General features: G+C 62.1%; 14 protein-coding genes. 11 read left to right on the top strand and 3 right to left on the bottom strand.

Annotated features, from left to right (window positions below):
• The first annotated feature begins 198 nt into the window (after nucleotides 1–198).
• Nucleotides 199–1,320 (top strand): mechanosensitive ion channel family protein, encoded by a 1,122-nt coding sequence (locus VGD45_RS18065; RefSeq protein WP_331156736.1) that lies wholly within the window; start codon nucleotides 199–201, stop codon nucleotides 1,318–1,320.
• On the opposite strand, the gene VGD45_RS18070 is transcribed toward VGD45_RS18065, so the two are convergent.
• The gene (locus VGD45_RS18070) at nucleotides 1,321–2,745 is read right to left on the bottom strand and encodes an alpha,alpha-trehalose-phosphate synthase (UDP-forming) (RefSeq protein ID WP_331156737.1); all 1,425 of its coding nucleotides are present in this window, start codon (nucleotides 2,743–2,745) and stop codon (nucleotides 1,321–1,323) included.
• Nucleotides 2,746–3,105: 360 nt separating this feature from the next.
• On the opposite strand from VGD45_RS18070, the gene VGD45_RS18075 reads away from it, so the two are divergent.
• Nucleotides 3,106–4,083 carry a malate dehydrogenase gene (locus VGD45_RS18075; RefSeq protein ID WP_331156738.1) on the top strand — a complete coding sequence of 326 codons (978 nt, stop codon included), beginning with the start codon at nucleotides 3,106–3,108 and terminating at the stop codon, nucleotides 4,081–4,083.
• Between the two features lie 251 nt (nucleotides 4,084–4,334).
• Entirely contained in the window at nucleotides 4,335–6,812 is a 2,478-nt protein-coding gene (locus VGD45_RS18080) for an acyl-CoA dehydrogenase (protein ID WP_331156739.1), read from the top strand.
• 13 nt (nucleotides 6,813–6,825) lie between these two features.
• Here VGD45_RS18080 and VGD45_RS18085 read toward each other — a convergent pair whose 3' ends face one another.
• On the bottom strand, nucleotides 6,826–7,662 hold the full coding sequence (locus tag VGD45_RS18085; RefSeq protein WP_331156740.1) for a hypothetical protein: 837 nt from the start codon (nucleotides 7,660–7,662) through the stop codon (nucleotides 6,826–6,828).
• An 807-nt stretch (nucleotides 7,663–8,469) separates the two neighbouring features.
• On the opposite strand from VGD45_RS18085, the gene VGD45_RS18090 reads away from it, so the two are divergent.
• From VGD45_RS18090 to VGD45_RS18100, 3 genes are all read left to right on the top strand, one after another.
• On the top strand, nucleotides 8,470–8,922 hold the full coding sequence (locus VGD45_RS18090; protein WP_331156741.1) for a DUF4399 domain-containing protein: 453 nt from the start codon (nucleotides 8,470–8,472) through the stop codon (nucleotides 8,920–8,922).
• Nucleotides 8,919–10,091: a DNA polymerase IV gene (locus VGD45_RS18095; RefSeq protein ID WP_331156742.1), complete on the top strand. Its 1,173-nt coding sequence runs from the start codon at nucleotides 8,919–8,921 to the stop codon at nucleotides 10,089–10,091. Before VGD45_RS18090 ends, VGD45_RS18095 begins: the two co-directional genes overlap by 4 nt.
• A 215-nt stretch (nucleotides 10,092–10,306) precedes the next feature.
• Nucleotides 10,307–10,708: a type II toxin-antitoxin system MqsA family antitoxin gene (locus VGD45_RS18100; protein WP_331156743.1), complete on the top strand. Its 402-nt coding sequence runs from the start codon at nucleotides 10,307–10,309 to the stop codon at nucleotides 10,706–10,708.
• Nucleotides 10,709–10,881: 173 nt separating this feature from the next.
• On the opposite strand, the gene VGD45_RS18105 is transcribed toward VGD45_RS18100, so the two are convergent.
• The gene (locus VGD45_RS18105; protein ID WP_331156744.1) at nucleotides 10,882–11,679 is read right to left on the bottom strand and encodes a hypothetical protein; all 798 of its coding nucleotides are present in this window, start codon (nucleotides 11,677–11,679) and stop codon (nucleotides 10,882–10,884) included.
• Between the two features lie 124 nt (nucleotides 11,680–11,803).
• Here VGD45_RS18105 and VGD45_RS18110 point away from each other — a divergent pair, with 124 nt between their 5' ends.
• The 5 genes from VGD45_RS18110 to VGD45_RS18130 all read left to right on the top strand — a co-directional run bounded on the left by VGD45_RS18110 (nucleotide 11,804) and on the right by VGD45_RS18130 (nucleotide 19,843).
• On the top strand, nucleotides 11,804–12,424 hold the full coding sequence (locus VGD45_RS18110; RefSeq protein WP_331156745.1) for a FlhC family transcriptional regulator: 621 nt from the start codon (nucleotides 11,804–11,806) through the stop codon (nucleotides 12,422–12,424).
• Between the two features lie 12 nt (nucleotides 12,425–12,436).
• Entirely contained in the window at nucleotides 12,437–13,390 is a 954-nt protein-coding gene (gene nudC, locus VGD45_RS18115; RefSeq protein ID WP_331156746.1) for an NAD(+) diphosphatase, read from the top strand.
• Nucleotides 13,391–13,462: 72 nt separating this feature from the next.
• On the top strand, nucleotides 13,463–14,311 hold the full coding sequence (locus VGD45_RS18120; protein WP_331156747.1) for an NRDE family protein: 849 nt from the start codon (nucleotides 13,463–13,465) through the stop codon (nucleotides 14,309–14,311).
• Between the two features lie 40 nt (nucleotides 14,312–14,351).
• On the top strand, nucleotides 14,352–16,076 hold the full coding sequence (locus tag VGD45_RS18125) for an autotransporter assembly complex protein TamA (protein WP_331156748.1): 1,725 nt from the start codon (nucleotides 14,352–14,354) through the stop codon (nucleotides 16,074–16,076).
• Nucleotides 16,076–19,843 carry a translocation/assembly module TamB domain-containing protein gene (locus VGD45_RS18130; protein ID WP_331156749.1) on the top strand — a complete coding sequence of 1,256 codons (3,768 nt, stop codon included), beginning with the start codon at nucleotides 16,076–16,078 and terminating at the stop codon, nucleotides 19,841–19,843. Before VGD45_RS18125 ends, VGD45_RS18130 begins: the two co-directional genes overlap by 1 nt.
• Nucleotides 19,844–19,848 lie beyond the last annotated feature (5 nt).

Consider the following 19,848-nt stretch of genomic DNA (forward strand, 5'->3'; position numbering starts at 1 on the left):
GCTCTCCTTTCGGACAACTGCCACGCAGCTTAAAAGTGTTACCTATGTCCTCGAACACCTGTTACCCATGTCTCCGGTCTGTACAGTACACGGGAGGGGGTCAGGGGGTGGGTCTTCCGGTCAAGTCCCGTGCAAGCCTTCAGGCTCGGGGCACATCGCGATATCCTGCGCGATCCTTACTGTCCAGTCGGGTCGCTGATGAACGAGGTCGAGCAATTGGTGGATGCCACTTACATGGGCAACACGCTGTGGCAGCTGGCCGTGGCCGCCGGCGTCGCCGTGGGCGCGTTCTTCCTTCTGCTGCTGATTCGCCGCGCCGTCAGCTCCCGCTACCAGAAAATGGCGGCGACACCTGAAACCGAGTTCCTGGAGCTGCCGCTGCGAGTCGCCAGCCGCACAGCGGTGCTGTTCCTGCTGATCGCATCGCTGTTCATCGGCTCGCAATGGCTCAAGTTGCCAGCCGCGGCCAGCAAAGCACTGCTGACCATTTTCACGATCGCGGTGTTCTGGCAGATCGGCCTGTGGGCGACTGTGGCCGTCGTGGCCGCCCTGGCGCGCAAGCAACGCGCGACGCTCGCAACCGACGCAGCCGCCGCCAGCTCGTTGGGCATCATCGGCTTCCTCGCGCGCGCCACCATCTGGTCGTTCGTCCTGCTGTTGACCCTGGATAACCTGGGCATTCAGATCAAACCGCTGCTGGCCGGTCTGGGTATCGGCGGTATCGCCGTGGCGCTGGCGGCTCAGAACATCCTCGGCGACTTGTTCGCCTCGCTGTCCATCACGCTCGACCGGCCGTTCGTGGTCGGCGACGCGCTGCAGGTCGACGATTTCAACGGCACGGTGGAATACATCGGCGTGAAGAGCACTCGCCTGCGCAGCTTGAGCGGCGAGCAGATCATCATGCCGAACGCCAACCTGCTGAGCAGCCGCGTGCGCAATCACTCACGCCTGCAGCAGCGTCGCGTGGTGATCAATATCAGCGTCGATCAGCAGACGCCGGTGGACAAGCTGCAGCTGATCGCCGCCAAGCTGCGCGAGCTGATCGAATCGCACGAGCCCATCCGGTTCGACCGCTCGCACTTCGCCAAGATCGGCCCGTCGTCGTTCGATTTCGAAGCCGTGTACATCGTGCTCACGAACGACTACGCGAAGCACATGGACATCCTGCAGGACATCAACCTGCGACTGGTCGAGTGGTTCAACAAAGAACGCATCGTGTTCTCGACGCCGCAGCGGGTGTACTACGTGGACCAGCAGCCCGTGCGCTCCACGTTGGTGAGCAACGGCGAACAGAGCGCGCCGCCGCCAAAAAACGCCTGACTAAACGGCGGTCTGCTTGACGCTGCCGATGGCTCGCACGCGGCTATCGCCGACTTGCGCCTGCTCGAGAGCTTCCATGAATCGCCGCGTCCACGCGGCGATGTCGTTGCGACGGAGCACTTTCATCATGTCGGCGTGACGCTCGCGCCGCTCGTTGAGTGGCATGGACAGCGCGGCCTGCATTGCATGGCTGACGCCGCGAACGTCATAGGGATTCACGAGTAACGCCGCCGACAACTCACGCGCGGCGCCGGCGAGATTGGAAAGGATCAGCACGCCTGGATCCCCGGGATCCTGAGCCGCCACGAATTCCTTCGCCACCAGATTCATGCCATCGCGCAACGGCGTCACTAATCCGGCTTTGGCCGCGCGCAGAAAGCCCATCAGCGTGGCGTGCGGGAAGTTGCGATTCAAATAGCGAATCGGCGTCCAATCCGTATCGGCGAAGCGGCCATTGGTCCGGCCAGCCGCCTGCTCCAATGCTTGCCTGATCTCCGCGTAGGCGCGTACGTCGGTACGCGACAACGGGGCGATCTGAAGATAGGTAATCCGACCGAGATTCTCCGGATGCGTCTCCAGGAACTGCTGGTACGCCGAGAAACGTTCCACCAATCCCTTGCTGTAATCGAGACGATCCACGCCCATCATCAACGAGCGGCCCATCAGGCTGTCGGTCATGCGGCGTACGACTTCGGTGGTGCTGGCGTCGATGGCCTCGGCCTCGACCGCCGAGACATCGATGCCGATAGGAAACACTTCGGCGCGGATCAAACGATCGCCGATCCGAATGCGACCGTCGGCGCGGACCGCTTCGGCGCCGAACAAATGCTCGATGCCGCTATGAAACGAGCGCAGATCGTTCTGCGTCTGAAACCCGACGACGTCGTAACTGGTGAGATCGCGCAGCAGCTCCGCGTAGCACGGCAGCACGCGAAGCATTTCGATGTTTGGAAACGGAATGTGCAGGAAGAAACCGAGCGGCTGTTGCACGCCCAGCTCCCGCAACCGCCGGCCGAGCGGAATCAAATGATAGTCATGCACCCAGACCAGATCGCGAGGCTGCAACAGCGGCAGCAACCGCTGTGCGAAAATGCGATTGACGTTCTCGTAGGCCTCGCGCTGCTCGTTCGAGTAGCGCATGCCCTTGGAGAAATAATGAAACAACGGCCACAGCACGTCGTTCGAGTAGCCGTTGTAATAAAGCTCGAACTCGCTCTTGCGCAGCTCGATGGTGGCGTAGGTCACGCCTTCGCGAATGTGGATGTCGGGTTCGCCCGGTTCGCCCTCACTGGTCTCGCCGCCCCACCCGAACCAGAGGCCGCCGGTGCGCTTCAGCGCGCTGAGAATACCTACCGCCAACCCACCGGGCGCAGCCGATTTGCGTGGCAGGGAGATTCGGTTGGAAACGCAGACAAGTCGTGTCATCTAGTCCATGTACTCGTGTGGCACCTGCAGAAATCTGCGGCTTATGGTTTGGCTACAACGTGTCCTAACGTCGCGCTGAACAAGAAAGTTTCAGCATGGCCAGCGTTGTCGTGGCGCGCCGGCCCGCGACGTGTCGGGACCACCATAGTCGCCCCGGCCGGTGAGCACAACCCGGAGCACGGAAATTTCCTCAGATCATTCAATTATTTGTCATTGCATCCCAAACGACAGGGAGCTGCCGACGCGCACTACGAAGGCAGCGTTCACCGGAAGATAAAGCCGCCTGCCGCGTCTAACGGCGGCGAAAACGCTAGAATTCGCGCCCCCTGATGCAGTCGTCGTACCTTGGAGCTGCGGTCCATGAAAAAGCCCGTCAATGTTGCCATCACCGGCGCGGCCGGCCAGATCGGCTATGCCCTCGCCTTCCGTGTCGCCTCCGGCGCCATGCTCGGCCCCGATCAGCCCATCAATCTGCATCTGCTGGAAATCACGCCGGCGCTGAACGCCCTGCAGGGCGTGGTGATGGAGCTCAACGACTGCGCCTTCCCGACGCTCAACAAGATCGTCGCCACCGATGACGCCAAAGTCGCATTCAAGGATTGTGACGTGGCGTTGCTGGTCGGTGCGCGGCCGCGCGGCCCCGGCATGGAGCGTAAGGACCTGCTGCTCGCGAATGCGCAGATCTTCTCGGCGCAGGGCAAGGCGCTCGACGCCGTCGCCAATCGCAACGTTCGCGTGCTGGTCGTCGGCAATCCGGCCAACACCAACGCACTGATCGCTCAGCGCAACGCGCCCGGCCTGAATCCCCGCAATTTCACCGCGATGGTCCGCCTCGATCACAACCGCGCGCTGTCGCAGCTCGCCGAGAAGACCGGCTCGCACAGCACGGAGATCAAGAAGGCCATCATCTGGGGCAATCACTCGGCCACTCAGTATCCCGATCTGCATCAGGCAGTGGTCGACGGCAAGCCGGCGCTGTCGCTGGTCGATCAGAAGTGGTACGCCGAAACGTTCATTCCAGTCGTGCAACAGCGCGGCGCGGCAATCATCAAGGCGCGCGGCCAGTCGTCGGCTGCTTCGGCCGCCTCGGCCGCGATCGATCACGTCCGCGACTGGGTGCTGGGCACGCCGGACGGCGACTGGGTCAGCATGGCCGTGCCGTCGGATGGCAGCTATGGCATTCCCGAAGGCGTCATCTATGGCTATCCGGTGACCTGCAAGAACGGCGACTATCAGATCGTGCAAGGCCTGTCGGTCAACGAGTTCAGCCGCCAGCGCATGGATGCGACTCACAAGGAACTGCTGGAAGAGAAGGACGGCGTGAAGGAACTGATCTGATCGGATCCTCATTGTCTCGTCGGAAGCACGCAACTTCTGACTGATTCGTACCAGCCAACGGCGAGCGCGTCACCTACGATGCGCTCGCCGTTTGTTTTTTCGCCACGCCCGACTTGCTGTCATGCTCGGCGCAGGCTACTGTCGTCGGCACCGCGCGACGGACACGCCACGCCCGCATTGTCGGACATTCCGACCGAAACGTTGCCCTTCTTCTGGCGTGCCTCGCAGAGCTTTTCACAGAGGTTCATGTCGTGAGCAGCTTGATCTGGTTTCTCTTGTTCGTGCTCGGCGTGCTGACGTTGGCCTATAACCGCGCCTCCTTGCTGACGACGACGCTGGTGTACGGCGGCGGCTTGCTGGCCTACGGATTGTTCGGCGCAGGTTCGACGGCGTGGTTGATCGTGCTATGGACGATTCTCGCGGTGCTGGTGTTCTTGAACATCGACGCGCTGCGAATCCGTTTCATCTCGCGACCGTTCCTGCGCACCTATCGACGCATGTTGCCGTCGATGTCACAAACTGAAAAGGACGCGCTCGAAGCCGGCACCGTGTGGTGGGACGGCGAGTTGTTCACGGGCGGCCCCGATTGGGAGAAGTTGCTGTCCGCCGCGGCTCCCAAGCTCACCGCCGAAGAACAAGCCTTCCTGGACGGTCCGTGCGAAGAGCTGTGCCGCATGATCGACGACTGGGACATCACGCACCGTCGCGCCGATCTGCCGCCGCACATCTGGGAGTACGTGAAGAGCAAGGGATTCTTCGCGATGATCATCCCGAAGAAATATGGCGGCCTGGAGTTCTCCGCGTACGCGCACTCGTGCGTGTTGGTGAAGCTATCGAGCCGCTCGGGCGTAGTCGCTTCGACGGTGGCCGTGCCGAACTCGCTCGGCCCAGGCGAACTGCTGCTCCACTACGGCACGCAGGAACAGCGTGATTACTACTTGCCACGCCTCGCGCGAGGCGAAGAGGTTCCCTGCTTCGCTTTGACAGGTCCGCGCGCTGGTTCCGATGCGGCCTCCATTCCGGACTTCGGCGTCGTCTGCAAAGGCATGTTCGAAGGTCGCGAGATCCTCGGTGTGAAGCTGAACTTCAGTAAGCGTTACATTACGCTCGCGCCGATCGCGACCGTCATCGGTCTCGCGTTCAAGCTGTTCGATCCCGACAAGCTGCTGGGCGGCGACAAGACCGACTACGGCATTACCTGCGCACTGATCCCGCGCCACACGCCTGGCATCACCATCGGTCGTCGTCACTTTCCGATGAACGCGCCGTTCCAGAACGGCCCCATCCAGGGCAAGGATGTGTTCGTGCCGCTCGATTTCCTGATCGGCGGGATGAAGATGGCTGGCCAGGGTTGGCGCATGCTGGTCGAGCAGCTGTCGGTCGGTCGTTGCATTTCTCTGCCGTCGAGCGCCACGGGCGCCGCGAAGGCTGCCGTGTTCGCGACTGGCGCCTACTCGCGTATTCGCCGGCAGTTCAACGTGCCGGTCGGCCAGTTCGAAGGCGTGATGGAAGTACTGGCTCGCATGACCGGCACTACATACATCATGGACGCGGCCCGCTCCGTCACCGCTGGCGCGATCGACGGTGGCGAGAAACCGTCGGTGCCTTCAGCGATGCTGAAGTATCACCTCACCGAATACGGCCGCATGATCGCGAACGACGCGATGGATATTCACGGCGGCAAGGGCATCTGCCTCGGGCCGAAGAATTATCTCGGCCGTGGTTACCAGCTGGTGCCGGTGGCCATCACTGTCGAAGGCGCGAACCTGCTGACGCGCAGTTTGATCATCTTCGGCCAGGGTGCGATTCGTTGTCACCCGTTCGTCCTGCGTGAGATGAATGCCGCGCGCGAGAAGGACAAACGGAAAGGTCTGATCGAGTTCGATGCCGCGCTGTTCGGGCACATCGGATTCACGATCAGCAACGCCGTACGTTCGCTGGTGATGGCGATGACGCTGGCCCGCTTCTCTCGCGTGCCCGACACGGGCGCGACTCAGCGCTTCTATCAGCACATCAACCGGTTCAGCGCCTCGTTCGCCTTCGCCACCGATGTGGCCATGCTGACGCTCGGCGGCTATCTGAAAAAGAAAGAAAGCCTGTCGGCGCGCCTCGCCGACGTGCTGTCGTGCATGTATCTGGCGTCGATGGTGCTGAAGCACTACGAGAACCAGGGACGGCAGGAAGCGGATCTGCCGCTGGTGGAATGGGCTTGCCGTAACTTGCTTTATAAAGCTCAGGAGCAGCTGCACAGCTTCCTTCGCAACTTCCCGAATCGCTTTATCGCGGGCTTCATGCGGATCTTCATTTTTCCGCGCGGCCAGACGTATCACGCGCCGTCGGATCCGCTCAGTCACGACGTGGTCGGGCAGATCCTGCATCCGACCGTCACGCGCGACCGTCTCACCGATGGCGTGTATCGCACAGTCGAGCCGACCAATCCGCTCGGCCTGCTGCACGAGGCAATGGTGTTGGCCGAGACGGCGGAGCCGCTGGAGAAGCGCATCCGTGTCGAGGGCGTGAAGACTGGGAAAGTCACGGCGCTCGATCTGCCGGGGCAAATCCAGCAAGCGCTGGCCGCGGGCATCCTGTCCGAGACCGAAGCCGCGATGTTGCGCGACTATGACCGTCGCGTGATGGACATCATCAACGTCGACGACTTCGATACGGAAGATCTGGCCGCGAGTCAGCAGCCGGTGGAGTTGCGGCCGGTGCGGGTCAGCAACGCGTAAAGTCAGCTTGAGCTCAGGCCGCGGCCCGTCTGGGTCGTCGCGCCTGCTGCGACTGGTCAGGCTGCGTGCACGCTCGTTCGATAGCCTGGTAATGTGCTCCAGGGTCATGGAAGAACGCTGCAGGCATGATTTTGTAGTGGCGCAATGCCTGTTCAACTTGTGCCAGGCCGACATCCTCAGCACGCCGGTACGCCATAACACCCTTTTCCACGCGCTCCTCTTTCGAGGAAAAGTCTTCGAATGGCAGGGCGTAGTCCTTGCCAAAGAATGAGAATTCGATCGTAGGGCGAAGCGCCAGATATTTCACCGCTGTCCAATGGAACGTCGCGTAAGCATCCGCCACGGATGGAGCAACTATGTTCTCTTGCTCCCAGCGGAAGAACTGATGAAAGAGCTCCTCCCTGCGCTCCTGGCTGAACTGACCGCCGAGATCGTTCGATCTATGGCACTCATATAGAACCTTTGCAAAGTCATCGCCAATGACGGACTTTATGAAGTCATTTTCTTCGTGATCTCTCGTGTAGCAATACAGCGCGTAAGACTCAGCGCAAACCCTGCGGTTGATGTCCCTGAACTTATCCGCGAATTCCGACAGTGAGTCCAAACGCGGTTTTATGAGCCAAGGGGTCGGCAAGTATTGAAGGGATAAAATCTTGCCACCCAACATTCCCTTTTTGAAATATCCAGAAGCCCATAGCGCTCCATGTGCGGCGAGCAGCGGGAAAACATTTCGCTTCCCGGAGTCCTCATACATATGATGGTAAACGCAGGCCCGCTGACTCAAATCGCGCAAGCCACCCGCCAGGGCGAAACCTTTTTTCCGTAGGATCTCGTACGCTTCTTCGGTCATGTTGCTCCTCGTGCATGGCCTTGTCAGCGATCATCGGGGCTTCCAAGCTTCAAGCCAAGTGCACTATGCACGGGAACATCAAAATTCTGGTTTCGGCCGGTGCGTCTCGCGCGTCATCTGCAACGCGTTGCTGTGAATCTTTCGACACATCTGAAAGATTCGATCAGCCGCCGCAGGGCATACCGGGGCGAATCCATGGAAAGAAATGTATGCTAGTTCGGCCTTTGCCTGATTGGATTACGTCACTTAGGCCGTCTGCATGCTAGAGGAGATGCAGTTCGTCGAAATGTTTGTGGAAAAGAATGTCACGAGCACCTGACAGCCGGCTGGAGTGCGCGCGCGTTGCGCGCCCGACTCGCAAAAGCGAGTCGCTTTTGCTCGCGGTACAGCGGCTGCGTTTTAGCTGCTGGAGCCGTCTAGATGGAAAGCCTCGCGATTGGTATGTGGATAGTCGGTGGCGTTGTGGGCGCTCCGCTATTCTGCTTTGTCCTGTCGAGATTCATTCGGCCTCACGCGACGATTGCTCGTCTGCTTTTCTGGGCCTCTATCGCCGGGCTGTCGATCTTCGTCCTGGACATCATGGCAGTAGCGATGTTCGGCGCCATCACTACCCGGAGAAGGCGGCCTTTCAGCGACGTGGGCATCACCTCGTCCTCGGTGCTTCCACCGACATCTCCGCGCGAGTACATTATTAGCGTACACCTCCCCTGTACGCTCGGTTCGCGTCGGATTTAATCATCCGACCCGCCGGTTGACGCGAACCTGGAGCGTACCCGTCAACGCTCATTCCATCGGAGTCCTTTAAGAATGAAACACCAAGTCAAGGCTAGAATCGCGCTCGCCGCGGCCGTTCTTTCGCTCGGCGCGGGCGTCGGCCTGGCCGGCATGGCGATGGCCGATGCGCAGCGGACGCCCTCACCGGCGGGCGCGGAGGTTTATTTCATTGCGCCCGCGGATGGCGCCACGGTCAGCGGCCCCGTGACAGTGAAGTTCGGCCTGAAGGGCATGGGCATCGCCCCGGCCGGCATCACGTTCGACAACACGGGTCATCATCACCTCATCATCGACGCGGATCTGCCGCCGGTCGGAGCGCCCATTCCGACGGACGCGCAGCACGTGCACTTCGGCAAGGGCCAGACCGAAACGACTCTCGATCTGAAGCCCGGCAAGCACACGTTGCAGCTGTTGCTCGGTGACTTCGGCCACATCCCGCACGATCCGGTGGTGGCGTCGAAGAAAATCACGATCACGGTGAAGTGACGCGATCTATCCTGCATGTGGACATGGACGCGTTCTACGCGTCCGTGGAGATGCGCGACAATCCCGAGTTACGCGGCAAACCTGTGATCGTGGGCGGCCTCGGCGGACGCGGTGTCGTCGCGGCCGCCTCCTACGAAGTACGCAAGTACGGCGTTCATTCGGCCATGCCGATGCGCGAAGCCTTGCGGCGCTGTCCGCACGCGGTGTGCGTGAAGCCGCGCTTCGAGCAGTACAAAGCGGTTTCCAACACCGTCTTCGAAATCTTTCATCGCTTCACGCCGCTGGTGCAGGGGCTGTCGCTCGATGAAGCCTTCCTGGACGTTACTCAGAGCGAGCGAGCTCTCGGCTCCGCGGAGTCCATCGCGAAGCAGATCAAACAACTGATCGCACAGCAGACTCAGCTGACGGCGTCAGTCGGTGTCGCGCCCAACAAGCTGGTTGCGAAGATCGCCTCGGATCTGCGCAAGCCGGATGGATTGGTGGTGGTCCCGCCCGAACAGGTGACCGCGATACTCGACCCGCTCCCGATCCGACGTTTGTTCGGCATCGGTAACAAGACTGCGCCTCATCTCGAGCGACTCGGCATCGTCACTTTGCGTGATTTGCGACTCGCGCCCGAGGCGTCGCTGCGCTCGGTCTTTGGCAAGTACGTGTCACAGATCAAAGCTCGCGCGGCTGGCGAAGACGATCGGCCGGTGATTCCGGATTACGACGAGAAACAAATCTCCTCGGAAACCACTTTCGACAAGGACATTGTCGATCCCTCGAAACTACACGCCGAGCTCGCTGAGCTCGCCGATCGCACGGCCGCTCGCCTGCGCGCGCAGGGCTGGTTATCAGAGCGCGTGACGGTGAAGATCCGCCGTCACGATTTCAAAACATACACCCGCCAATGCGCGGTCCGCCCCGCCACCCAGGAGACGCGGCCCCTCGCCGCCGCAGCCGCCAAGCTCCTCGACGAGTGGCTCACCGCTCAACCGCGCACCCCCATCCGCCTCCTCGGCGTCGGCGCCGGCGACCTCACCGCCCAACCCCAGCTCGACCTGTTCTCCATCCCCGAATCCAAACGCAACCAACACCTCGACGCCGCCCTCGACGACATCCGCGCCAAATTCGGCAACTCCGCCGTCTCCCGCGCCAGCTCCCTGCGCCCTCGCGAACCGCGCTGACATAACGTCCGCGACTTCCGCCTAGGGCCCAATTATTCGGCGTTTATTGCGCCTCGCGTGGATGCAACCTGGTCGCGAGGGAAGCCAGCGATCAGAAGTCGATTCCCGAGCGCCGGAAGTGCCCAGGGGGTCTGTGGGCTAACCAACTTGCTAAATGATAACCAAGTAGGTTAATTTGCAAATGGAGAAATGGACGCCTCATTGGAGCTGTGATCGTGAAATGTCCCATCTGCGCGCGTGCGGAGCTGGCGCGAGATACGCGCGATCTGCCGTACACCTATAAGGGCGAATCCATCACTATTCCCGCGGTGACCGGTGACTACTGCCCCGCCTGTGGCGAAAGCATTCTCGATGCGGCCGAGTCGGAACGCGTGAGCGCAGCCATGCTGACGCTCAATCGACAAATCAACGCCAGCATCGTCGATCCCTCCTTCATCGCAAACGTGCGTAAGAAGCTCGCGCTCGATCAACGTGAGGCTGCCGAAATCTTCGGCGGTGGCATCAACGCGTTCTCGCGTTACGAAAACGGCAAGACCAAACCGCCACTGGCTCTCATCAAGTTGCTCAAGGTCCTCGATCGCCACCCCGAACTGCTTGACGAAGTTAGAGCCGCATAATCTCTCCATCAACGAATGGTTCACGAAGGGTCGCTCGGACCGCAGCTGTGGGCGACCAAGCCTTGCCAAAGCCAACGACGGCTAGCTTGCACGTCTGCAGCGACGACATAACGTCCGCGACATCCACTTAAGGCGTATCGCGGACGGTTTGGCGAAGTTACATTTGCGCGTGACTACTTTGGCTTGGGTTCATGGACATGCACAGAATTAACATTGGTGGACATCACGCGGGGGGACATTTGGAGCTTCCGTGCGCGGAGGCGAGGGGAGGCTAGGGTGGGGGAGAGGCGAGGGTCGCGGCGGCTGAGCTCGCAGGCGACTTCGAGTTCCTGCGCGATGAGTTGCATGCCTTGCAAGCGGGTGATCTGTAGACGGCGTGCGTCGTTCATGCCGGCGAAGCGGATGAGATCGGGCCAGAAGGCTGCATTGGTGGGCCAGCGAGGCATCATCAAGACGCCGTAGCTCGCAGCGATACACCTGATTTGCCACAGAGGCGTGCGCGCCAAACGCAGCGCGGTGGCGTAAGGCATAGCATAGACCACGCGCGCAGCCATCGTGTTCGTCGCCGCGACATGCCAGGCGTGGAACAACGCCAGCTCGCAGAATACATAGTGCGCCGACTCGTCTCCCACGCGCGCATATCGATGCATGAACGAATCGGGCGTGGCAGCTGTTGCATTCGCCGACACCGCGCTCCAGAACTTCTCATCTTCGAAGCCGAGCGAATACAGCGTGTAGGGCACAGCCGCGACCGAGCGCAACGCTCGCGGTGACAACGCGGCGAGCGCCGCGCGTTGTCGCGGCGGCAGGTGCTGTAGCTGCGCGCCTCCGTGCGCAGTCTCGCGCTCAGCGATGAGCATCTCCAGATAATCCAGATTCAGTTGATGAACGCTCGCGAGCAGCGACGGCTCGAGCACCGGCGCGAGAACATCCGTGTTCACGACAGACTCTTCCATGTGACTTTGTGACATACGACTTCCTGCGATGTTGAAAGGGCGCCGGATTAAAGTCCCGCCTTTACGCAGGCGTCAATTACGGAGCACACTACCTCAGCAGACAAGTCAACGGACCATCACACCGAACAGGGAAGTTCGCATGAATCACAAGAACGATTCCTATCGTCACGAGCGCTGTCGCCAGGATCTCGCGCTTCGCATGATCCGTCACGAGGCGCGCACATGTACAATTCGCGAGTGCACCGGCCTCACCGACGATCGCATTCGTCGTCTTTATCGATCCTACGCACACGAGCTGAGCGAGTCGCCCGTGCGCCGACGCCGCGGAAAGTCACCGCGCCAAACGACATTCTTCATTCGTAACACTCGCGCGCAGTTCGAATCGTCGCTCCTGGCGAGCGCGTTCGCAGCCTTCGGCCTGCTACACGCAGAGCAAGGAGCAAAAAAGACCCCGCGCGCGCACGTGGGCGCCGTCGAGTACGGGCGGCTGTTCTGCGATGCTTACGAAACACATCAGCAGTTGCTCGACTCGCCCACACTGTCGTTCGAGCATGCCTGGTTTCTGTTACAGCTCCTCAACCGCAGCGGCGATCTGCAGGCTGCGCGTTGCCGACACTGCGACAGCTACTACCTGCGGAATCGATTCAACGTATGGCGACACACCTGCCCGACCTGCAGACTGAAGCGCATGCGCGCTCGCTGCAAGAAGTCACGCCGACTGCGCCTATGTTCGAATTCCCGCGCGGTGTCTCACGACTGATAAACTGCGGGAATGCCACCGCGCTCGCCCAACATACTCGCCGGCCCCTATCTCGAACGCGCCGCGCACCGTCGGAAGGACGAGGCTCATGTGCAGGCCGCGCTGGCCAATCCGGAGACGCTGTTCGTGCCCGTGTGGCAAACGCGCAGCTCCATCCTCCGCCAAGGCGAACTGTTGACCGCCCACTTCGTGACGGGCGCGCAGACCCTTCCCGGCATCGATCCTAACGAGCTCGTGCTGCTGGGCGAGTTTCGCGGCCAAGCCGTTTTTGCCGTCGGACTGTCGGGTGAACGCCCGCAACTCACCGACCCTGGGATCGATTTCCAGGACCTGCGCATGATCGCCGGCGCGCTGCCGCCGGAAGAGGCCGGCTTGCTGGCCTACGCCCGAGCCATGATCCACTGGCGCGACACCCATCGGTTCTGCGGTCGGTGTGGCTCACCGACGCAACCGAGCGACGGCGGCCATGTGCTCAGATGCAGTAACGAAGCGTGCCGATCGCAGCAGTTTCCTCGCATCGATCCGGCCGTCATCGTACTGGTCACTGACGGCGAGCGCGCCCTGCTGGGGCGGCAGGCAGCCTGGCCGCCGGGCCGATATTCGACCATCGCCGGCTTCGTGGAGCCGGGCGAGAGCCTCGAAGACGCGGTCGTGCGCGAAGTCCGAGAGGAAACCGGAGTGGAAGTGGACGTGGTGGACTACCATTCGTCACAGCCGTGGCCGTTCCCCTCGTCCCTGATGCTGGGGTTCACGGCCCACGCCAGCAGCACGGAGATCGTGCGAGTCGATGACGAGCTCGAGGATGTGCGCTGGTGGACTCGCGCCGAGATCGCCGGCGGAGCGGTCGCCCTGCCCATCACCCATTCGATCTCCTTCCGGCTGGTCGAGGACTGGTACGACTCGGACGCCGACCGACCGTTGCGCGAAGAACCGGGCGTGCGGATGTGGCAACTGCCCCGCCGTTGATCGCGCCACCCATGCGCCCATTTTCAGTGAGCGTTCATCCACCGTTGGAACTGCTGCTCTAAAATCCTAGTCATGTGCCTGCTCGTCCTCGCCTGGAAACACCACCCCCGCTATCGTCTGATCCTCGCCGGCAACCGCGACGAGTTTCATGACCGTCCGGCCGCACCGCTGAACTGGTGGCAGGACGATCCGCGCATTCTCGGCGGGCGGGACCTGAAAGCCGGCGGCACCTGGTTGGGCGTGGCTCGCTCCGGCCGCTTCGGCATCGTCACCAATTACCGCGACCTGCAGGCGCCCATCGAAAACGCGCCGTCGCGCGGGCAGCTGGTGCCGCGATTTCTCACGGGCGCGACCTCGCCAAAGGAGTTCCTGGACGATCTGCGCGGCGCGGCGCCTCGGTATTCGGGGTTCAACCTGCTGGTGGGCGGTAGCCGAGCCCTTTACTACTTCTCCAACCGCGGCCCCGGCGCGCCGACTGCGCTAGCGCCCGGCGTGTATGGACTGAGCAACCACCTGCTCGACACGCCGTGGCCGAAGCTCGCGCGCACTCGCGAGCGGTTCAATGCACTGTTGTCGCAGCCGGAAGTCGCGCCGGAAGATCTGTTCGCCATGCTCGCCGACCGCGAGCAAGCGACGGGACCGGATCTGCCGTCCACCGGCTTGCCCGAGGATTGGGAGCGCGTGGTGTCCGCGCCCTTCATCGTCAACGAGCGCTACGGCACGCGCTGCTCCAGCGTGTTGCTGGTGGAGCGCACCGGCCGCACGATTCTCCAGGAACGCCGCTTCGACGCGGCCGGCATCCAGAGCGGTAACTCGCGCTTCGAGTTCACCAGCACCGAAGTGCCGGAAGTGTGGTTCGAGGCCGGGGACCCCAACGAGACCGTCGCGACCGACACCTCCTTCGATTCCTCGCCGGAATAGTCACCGGGGCGGCGCTCTCGTGACAGCGAGGATGCGTGCGATGGCGACGGGATTGCTGGCAGCGGCGTTGCTGTCGCCGTTGCCGGCCGCCGCCAAGATCGAAGTCACCATCCCCGAAGTCAGCGAAGCCATCCAGACCAACGTCCGCGCCTTTCTCAGCCTGACGCGTTACGCCGATCGCGACGACGTCACCGACGAGGTGATGAGCCGCCTGCAACGACGCATCGTCACCGAGACCCGGCAGGCGCTCGAGCCGCTGGGTTATTACGAGCCCAATGTCACTTACGACGTCGTCAAGCAAGGCGAGCTGTGGAAGGTGACGATCCATATCGAGCCGGGCCGGCCGGTGCGATTGTCGGAAGTGAGCGTCAACGTCACCGGACCGGGCGCGGAAGACCGCGCCATTCGCGAGTTGCTGGAAGCCGAGGAGATCAAACCGGGCCTGCGCCTCAATCACGGCACATACGAGCGCGTCAAAGGCAATCTGGTGCGCGTAGCCAAGAACGAAGGTTATCTCGACGCGAAGCTCACCAAACATGACTTGGTGATCGACCGTACCGAGCGTCGCGCCACCGTGGATCTCGAAGCCGACACCGGCGAGCGGTACTCTTTCGGCGAGATCAACATCGCGCAGGATGTGATCACCGACGAGTCCATGCGTCGCCTGTTGCGCATGCATCCCGGCGATCCATACACGCTCGACACGTTGCTTCGAACGCAGTACGTGCTCGACGACACGCAGTACTTTTCGGTGGTCGACATCGAGAGCGGCGATCCTGATCGCGCGACCCGCACCGTGCCCATCACGGTGACCGCCGAGCCAAGCAGGAAACATCGCTACGCAGCCGCCGTCGGCTACGGCACCGATACCAAGGCGCGCGGCAAGTTCACGTGGGACAACCGACGCGTGAACGAGAGCGGCCACAAGTTCAAGCTGGAGTTGCTCGGCTCGTCCATCGTCACCGACCTCACCGGTCGTTACATCGTGCCCGTGATGGATATCGCGCTGGAAAAACTCGAGTTCACCGGCACGCTCCGCGACGAAGAGCTTGGCGACACTCAGTCCGAGCGCGCCGAAGTCGGCGCCGGCCTGACGCAAGTACTGGGCCGCTGGCAACGCGTGCTGCAAGTCCGCCTCTCCGATGAAACGACCACGGAAGCGGACGGCGAGAAGAGCACCAACTTCTATCTGGTGCCGAGCGTCAGCTATTCGACCCTGCCCAGTTACATCGTCGGCGGCCGCAAGCGACCTTACTTTTTCTCGGCGGAGTTGCGCGGCTCCCCGGAAACGCTGGGTTCCGATGCGTCGTTCCTGCAGCTGAGAATGAAAGGCGAGCGCATCTTCGACATGAGCGACCTGTGGCATCTCCACTTGCGCAGCGAGCTTGGCGTCAGCCGGATTGCCGCCACTTCGGATCTGCCTGCGTCCCAACGTTTCTTTGCCGGCGGTGAAGGCAGCGTGCGCGGCTTCGCGCTCAACGAGCTGTCGCCACGCGACGAGGAAGGCCGCAGCATCGGCGGACGCAATCTCGCCACGGGCACCATCGAGATCGTTCGCGACCTGCCGCGAAACTTCGGCGTCGCGGCGTTCTATGACATCGGCAATGCCTTCGACGACTTCGACGATCCGCAGCTGGAGTACTCCGCAGGCCTCGGCGTGCGTTACAACATCGCGGTGGCGAGCTTCGGTGTCGACGTAGCGCAGGCATTGTCCGAGTCGGGACGCTCGCCGCGCTTTCATCTCTATATCGCGACTCAGTTTTGATGCGCACGCGAATCCTCCTCATCATCGTCGCCGCGATCCTGCTGGCGCCCGTGGTGGGTGTGGCCGTGCTGCTCTATTCAGAAGCAGGCTTGCAATTCGTCGCCAGCCAGCTGTGGCGACTGGAACGCTTCAACGTGAAAATCGAGGGCGTGTCGGGCAAGCTCGCCGGTCCGCTGCGCGTCGCCCGATTCGAATTGAATCACCCTCGCGTGCATGTCGTGGTAAACGACATAGTGATCGAGCCGCAATTGCGCGGGCTCTTAATACAAACGTTGCAGGCTGGATCGGTCACCGCGCGCGACTCCCTGGTCGAGCTGCATCAAGTGGAGATGCCGCAGAATAAGCGGCCGCCGAGATTTCTCCCTTCGTTCCTGCGAGTCGACGCGCGCAACGTCGAGCTCAAGAGCGTTCGCTATGTGCATTTCAATGGCATGGTGGTCGACGCCAGAACCGTCCGCGGCCGCGTCACGATGACTTCCAGCCGCCTGCGCGCGCACGATTTTTCAGTCGACTCCGATCTGTTCGACGCCAACGGCAATCTGCTGTTGCGAGCCGCGGCCGCTTGGGACTTGCCCATGGGTCTGGAAGGCGAGGCCAATGGCGAGCTGCACTTGCCCGACGTCGACCTGGTGCTCAAAGCGGCCGTCGACGGCACCATCGACGAGCTGAACATCAAAGGCGAGCTGCTCAAACCGAGCGTCGCCAGCGCGACCGCGGTGCTCACCCGGCCGGAAAACAGCTGGAACATTGCCGGCAAGGTCAGCTCGCAGCAGTTCCTGCTCGATCCCTGGCTGCCCGATCCGCCGCTGTCCCTTCGCAACATCGCGCTCGATGTCGAAATGAATCCGGACGGCGTGCATGCCAAAGGCAAAGTCGGCGTCCCCGAGATCGACGAGCAGGACCTGATCGTCGACGCGCGCGGCCGTTATGCGAGTCGCACGTTGTTTCTTTCCGATACGGACATTCAGCTGCAGGGGTCGCCGGCGACCCTGCACACCAGCGGCAAGCTGGTTTTCGACGGCTCGGCGCCCACGATCGATCTGACCGCTCAATGGGAAAACTTGCAGTGGCCGCTGCGCGGAGCCCCGGTTGTCACGAGCGCCAGCGGTGATGGCACGTTGCGCGGACCGCTGCCTTATGACTTCACCGTTACCGCCAGCCTGGCCGGACCGAACTTCCCTTCGGGCGCCGGCTCGGCCACCGGCGTGCTTTCCAAACAGGAAGTCACGCTCGCGAGCTATTCGGTGAATGCGCTGGACGGCTCGTTGACGGGCAACGGGCAGCTGCAGTTCAAACAGCCGCGGGCATGGCGCGTCCACACTCGCACGACGAATGTGAATCCGGCCGGCCTGTTCAAGGACTTCCCCGGCAGCATCAACATGACGGCGAATGCCTCGGGCGAAGGCTTTGACAAGAAGGCCATCTTCACCGCGGATGTGAGCGAGCTGCGCGGCACTCTGCGTGGCGAACCGATCCAGGGCCGTGGCTTCGTGCAAAGAGACCGCACGGGCTGGACGGTGCGCGGCGCGAATCTCGGCCTTGCCGACGCCCGCCTCACGCTCGACGGCATCTGGAAAGAAACCATCGACGCGAACTGGTCGCTGAATGTTCCCTCGCTGAATCGGCTGCTGCCCGAGAGCAGCGGCAGGATCGTTTCCAAAGGCCAGGCGAGCGGGCCGCTGAAGTCCTTGCACATCACGGGCAACCTGGATGCTCGGGATATTCGCTATCAGCAATGGCGCGCCGGACAGGTCACCATCAATGGCGACATCGACGCGAGCGGTAAATCAGCATCGCGCCTGGTCGCCTCGGCAAACAAAGTGGGCACCGGCGAGCCGCTGATCGAGAACATGCAGCTGAGCGGCGAGGGCACCGCGCTCGATCATCGCATCGACATGAATGTGACCGGGGCCGCAGCCACACCTCGCGACACGCCGCCGAGCGCTGAAATGCAAATCGCCGGGACCTACGATCAGAAAGTATGGAATGCGACGGTCACGACCACCAAGCTCGTGACCGGCAAGGCGGATGACAAGATCTCTATCGCCGAGCCGGCGAAGATCATGGCGTCCAGCGATCGCGCGCAGCTCGATAACTTCTGCTTGATCGCCGGCGCCGGTCGAATCTGCGCAAGCGGCAAATGGCAACGCGCCGGCCCGTGGGAAGGGACGGTTTCGGGTTATGAGATCCCGCTCGTCCTACTGTTGCCGCCGGCCGGCGAAGAAGCCGAATACGGCGGACGCATCGAAGGTCGCGTGCATGCGTTCGGCGCGCCGAATCAGCCCTGGCAGGGTGAAGCCGGTTTGCGCATCATCGATGCCGCGATCATTTACCGCCCGCAAGGCGGCGAGCCCGAGACATTGAACCTGGGCACGGGCGGTCTGGCCGCCACCGCCAAGCCGGACCGCATCGACTTCTCGTTCGGCGTGCAGGCGTTCACCGATACCTTCCTGTTCGCGAATGCGCATCTCGAACGGAACGACAGCAACGATCTGATTCACCTGCCGCTGACCGGCGATATGCGCGCCCGCGCTGCCGATGCAAACGTTCTGCCGCTGTTGTTCACCGAAGTAGATAACGCCGCCGGCCTGCTGACAGCGAACGCGACCATCGGCGGCACGCTCGCCGCGCCCGAGATCAACGGCCGCATCGAACTGGCCAACGGCGAGCTCGATTCGTATCGAGTGAACTTCGCGTTACGCAATCTGAATCTAGTGGCCGAGCTGGCCAATAACGGCTTGGACTTCCGAGGCACGGGCCGAGCGGGCGATGGTGAATTGCAAACCAACGGACACTTCACCTGGAGTGAGGGCAAGTCACAAGGCCGCCTGCACTTGCGCGGCGAGAATCTGCTCGTGGCGGATCTGCCCGAGTACCGCGTGGTCGCGTCTCCGGATCTGCGCTTTGGCATCGACGGCAATCAAGTGGGCGTCAGCGGCGACGTGCTGATTCCAAGCGCGCGCGTGCAGCCGAATCAAATCACCGGCGCCGTGCGCGCGTCCGATGATGCCCGCTACACGCACGAAACCGAAGCGGAGCGCGCCGGGCGCATGGTCGTCCACAGCGAAGTGAAAGTGACCATCGGCGACGACGTGCGCGTCGATGCGTTCGGGTTGCAAGGCCGTCTCACCGGCGCGGTGGGAACAACCGTGCACACCGGTGAGATCCCCATCGGACGCGGCGAGCTGGGCGTCATCGACGGGCGCTACGAAGCGTATGGGCAGAAGCTGGAGATCAACAAAGGTCAGCTGCTGTTCGAAGCGTCGCCGCTCGACGATCCAGGGCTGGACATCGAAGCCCGGCGCAAGATCGAAACGGTCACCGTGGGTCTGAACGTCCGCGGCACTCTGCAGGAGCCTCGACTGTCGTTCTTCTCCGATCCGACCATGCCGCAGACTCAGATCGTGACTTATCTGCTGACCGGCAAAGCCCCGGATTCGATGACAGGCACGGATACAGCCACCATGGCTTCGGCTCGCGACACGCTGACGTTACAGGGCGGCGGCCTGCTGGCTTCGCAGATCGGCCGAAGATTGGGCCTGGAGGAAGTCGGCGTGGAAAGCTCGCTGGGCAGCGACGGCACATCCAATACCGCGTTGGTGCTCGGCAAGTTCCTGTCGCCGAGGCTGTTCATCAGCTACGGCATTTCGCTGACGGAGTCGATCAATACGCTGAAGCTGCGCTACACGATCAGCGACAAGTGGGTGTTCAAGACCGAAGCCGGCCAGGATCAGAGCGCCGACTTCGAATACACCATCGAGCAGTAGCCCGT

The sequence above is a fragment of the Steroidobacter sp. genome, assembly GCF_036402275.1.
Classification (GTDB): domain Bacteria; phylum Pseudomonadota; class Gammaproteobacteria; order Steroidobacterales; family Steroidobacteraceae; genus Steroidobacter.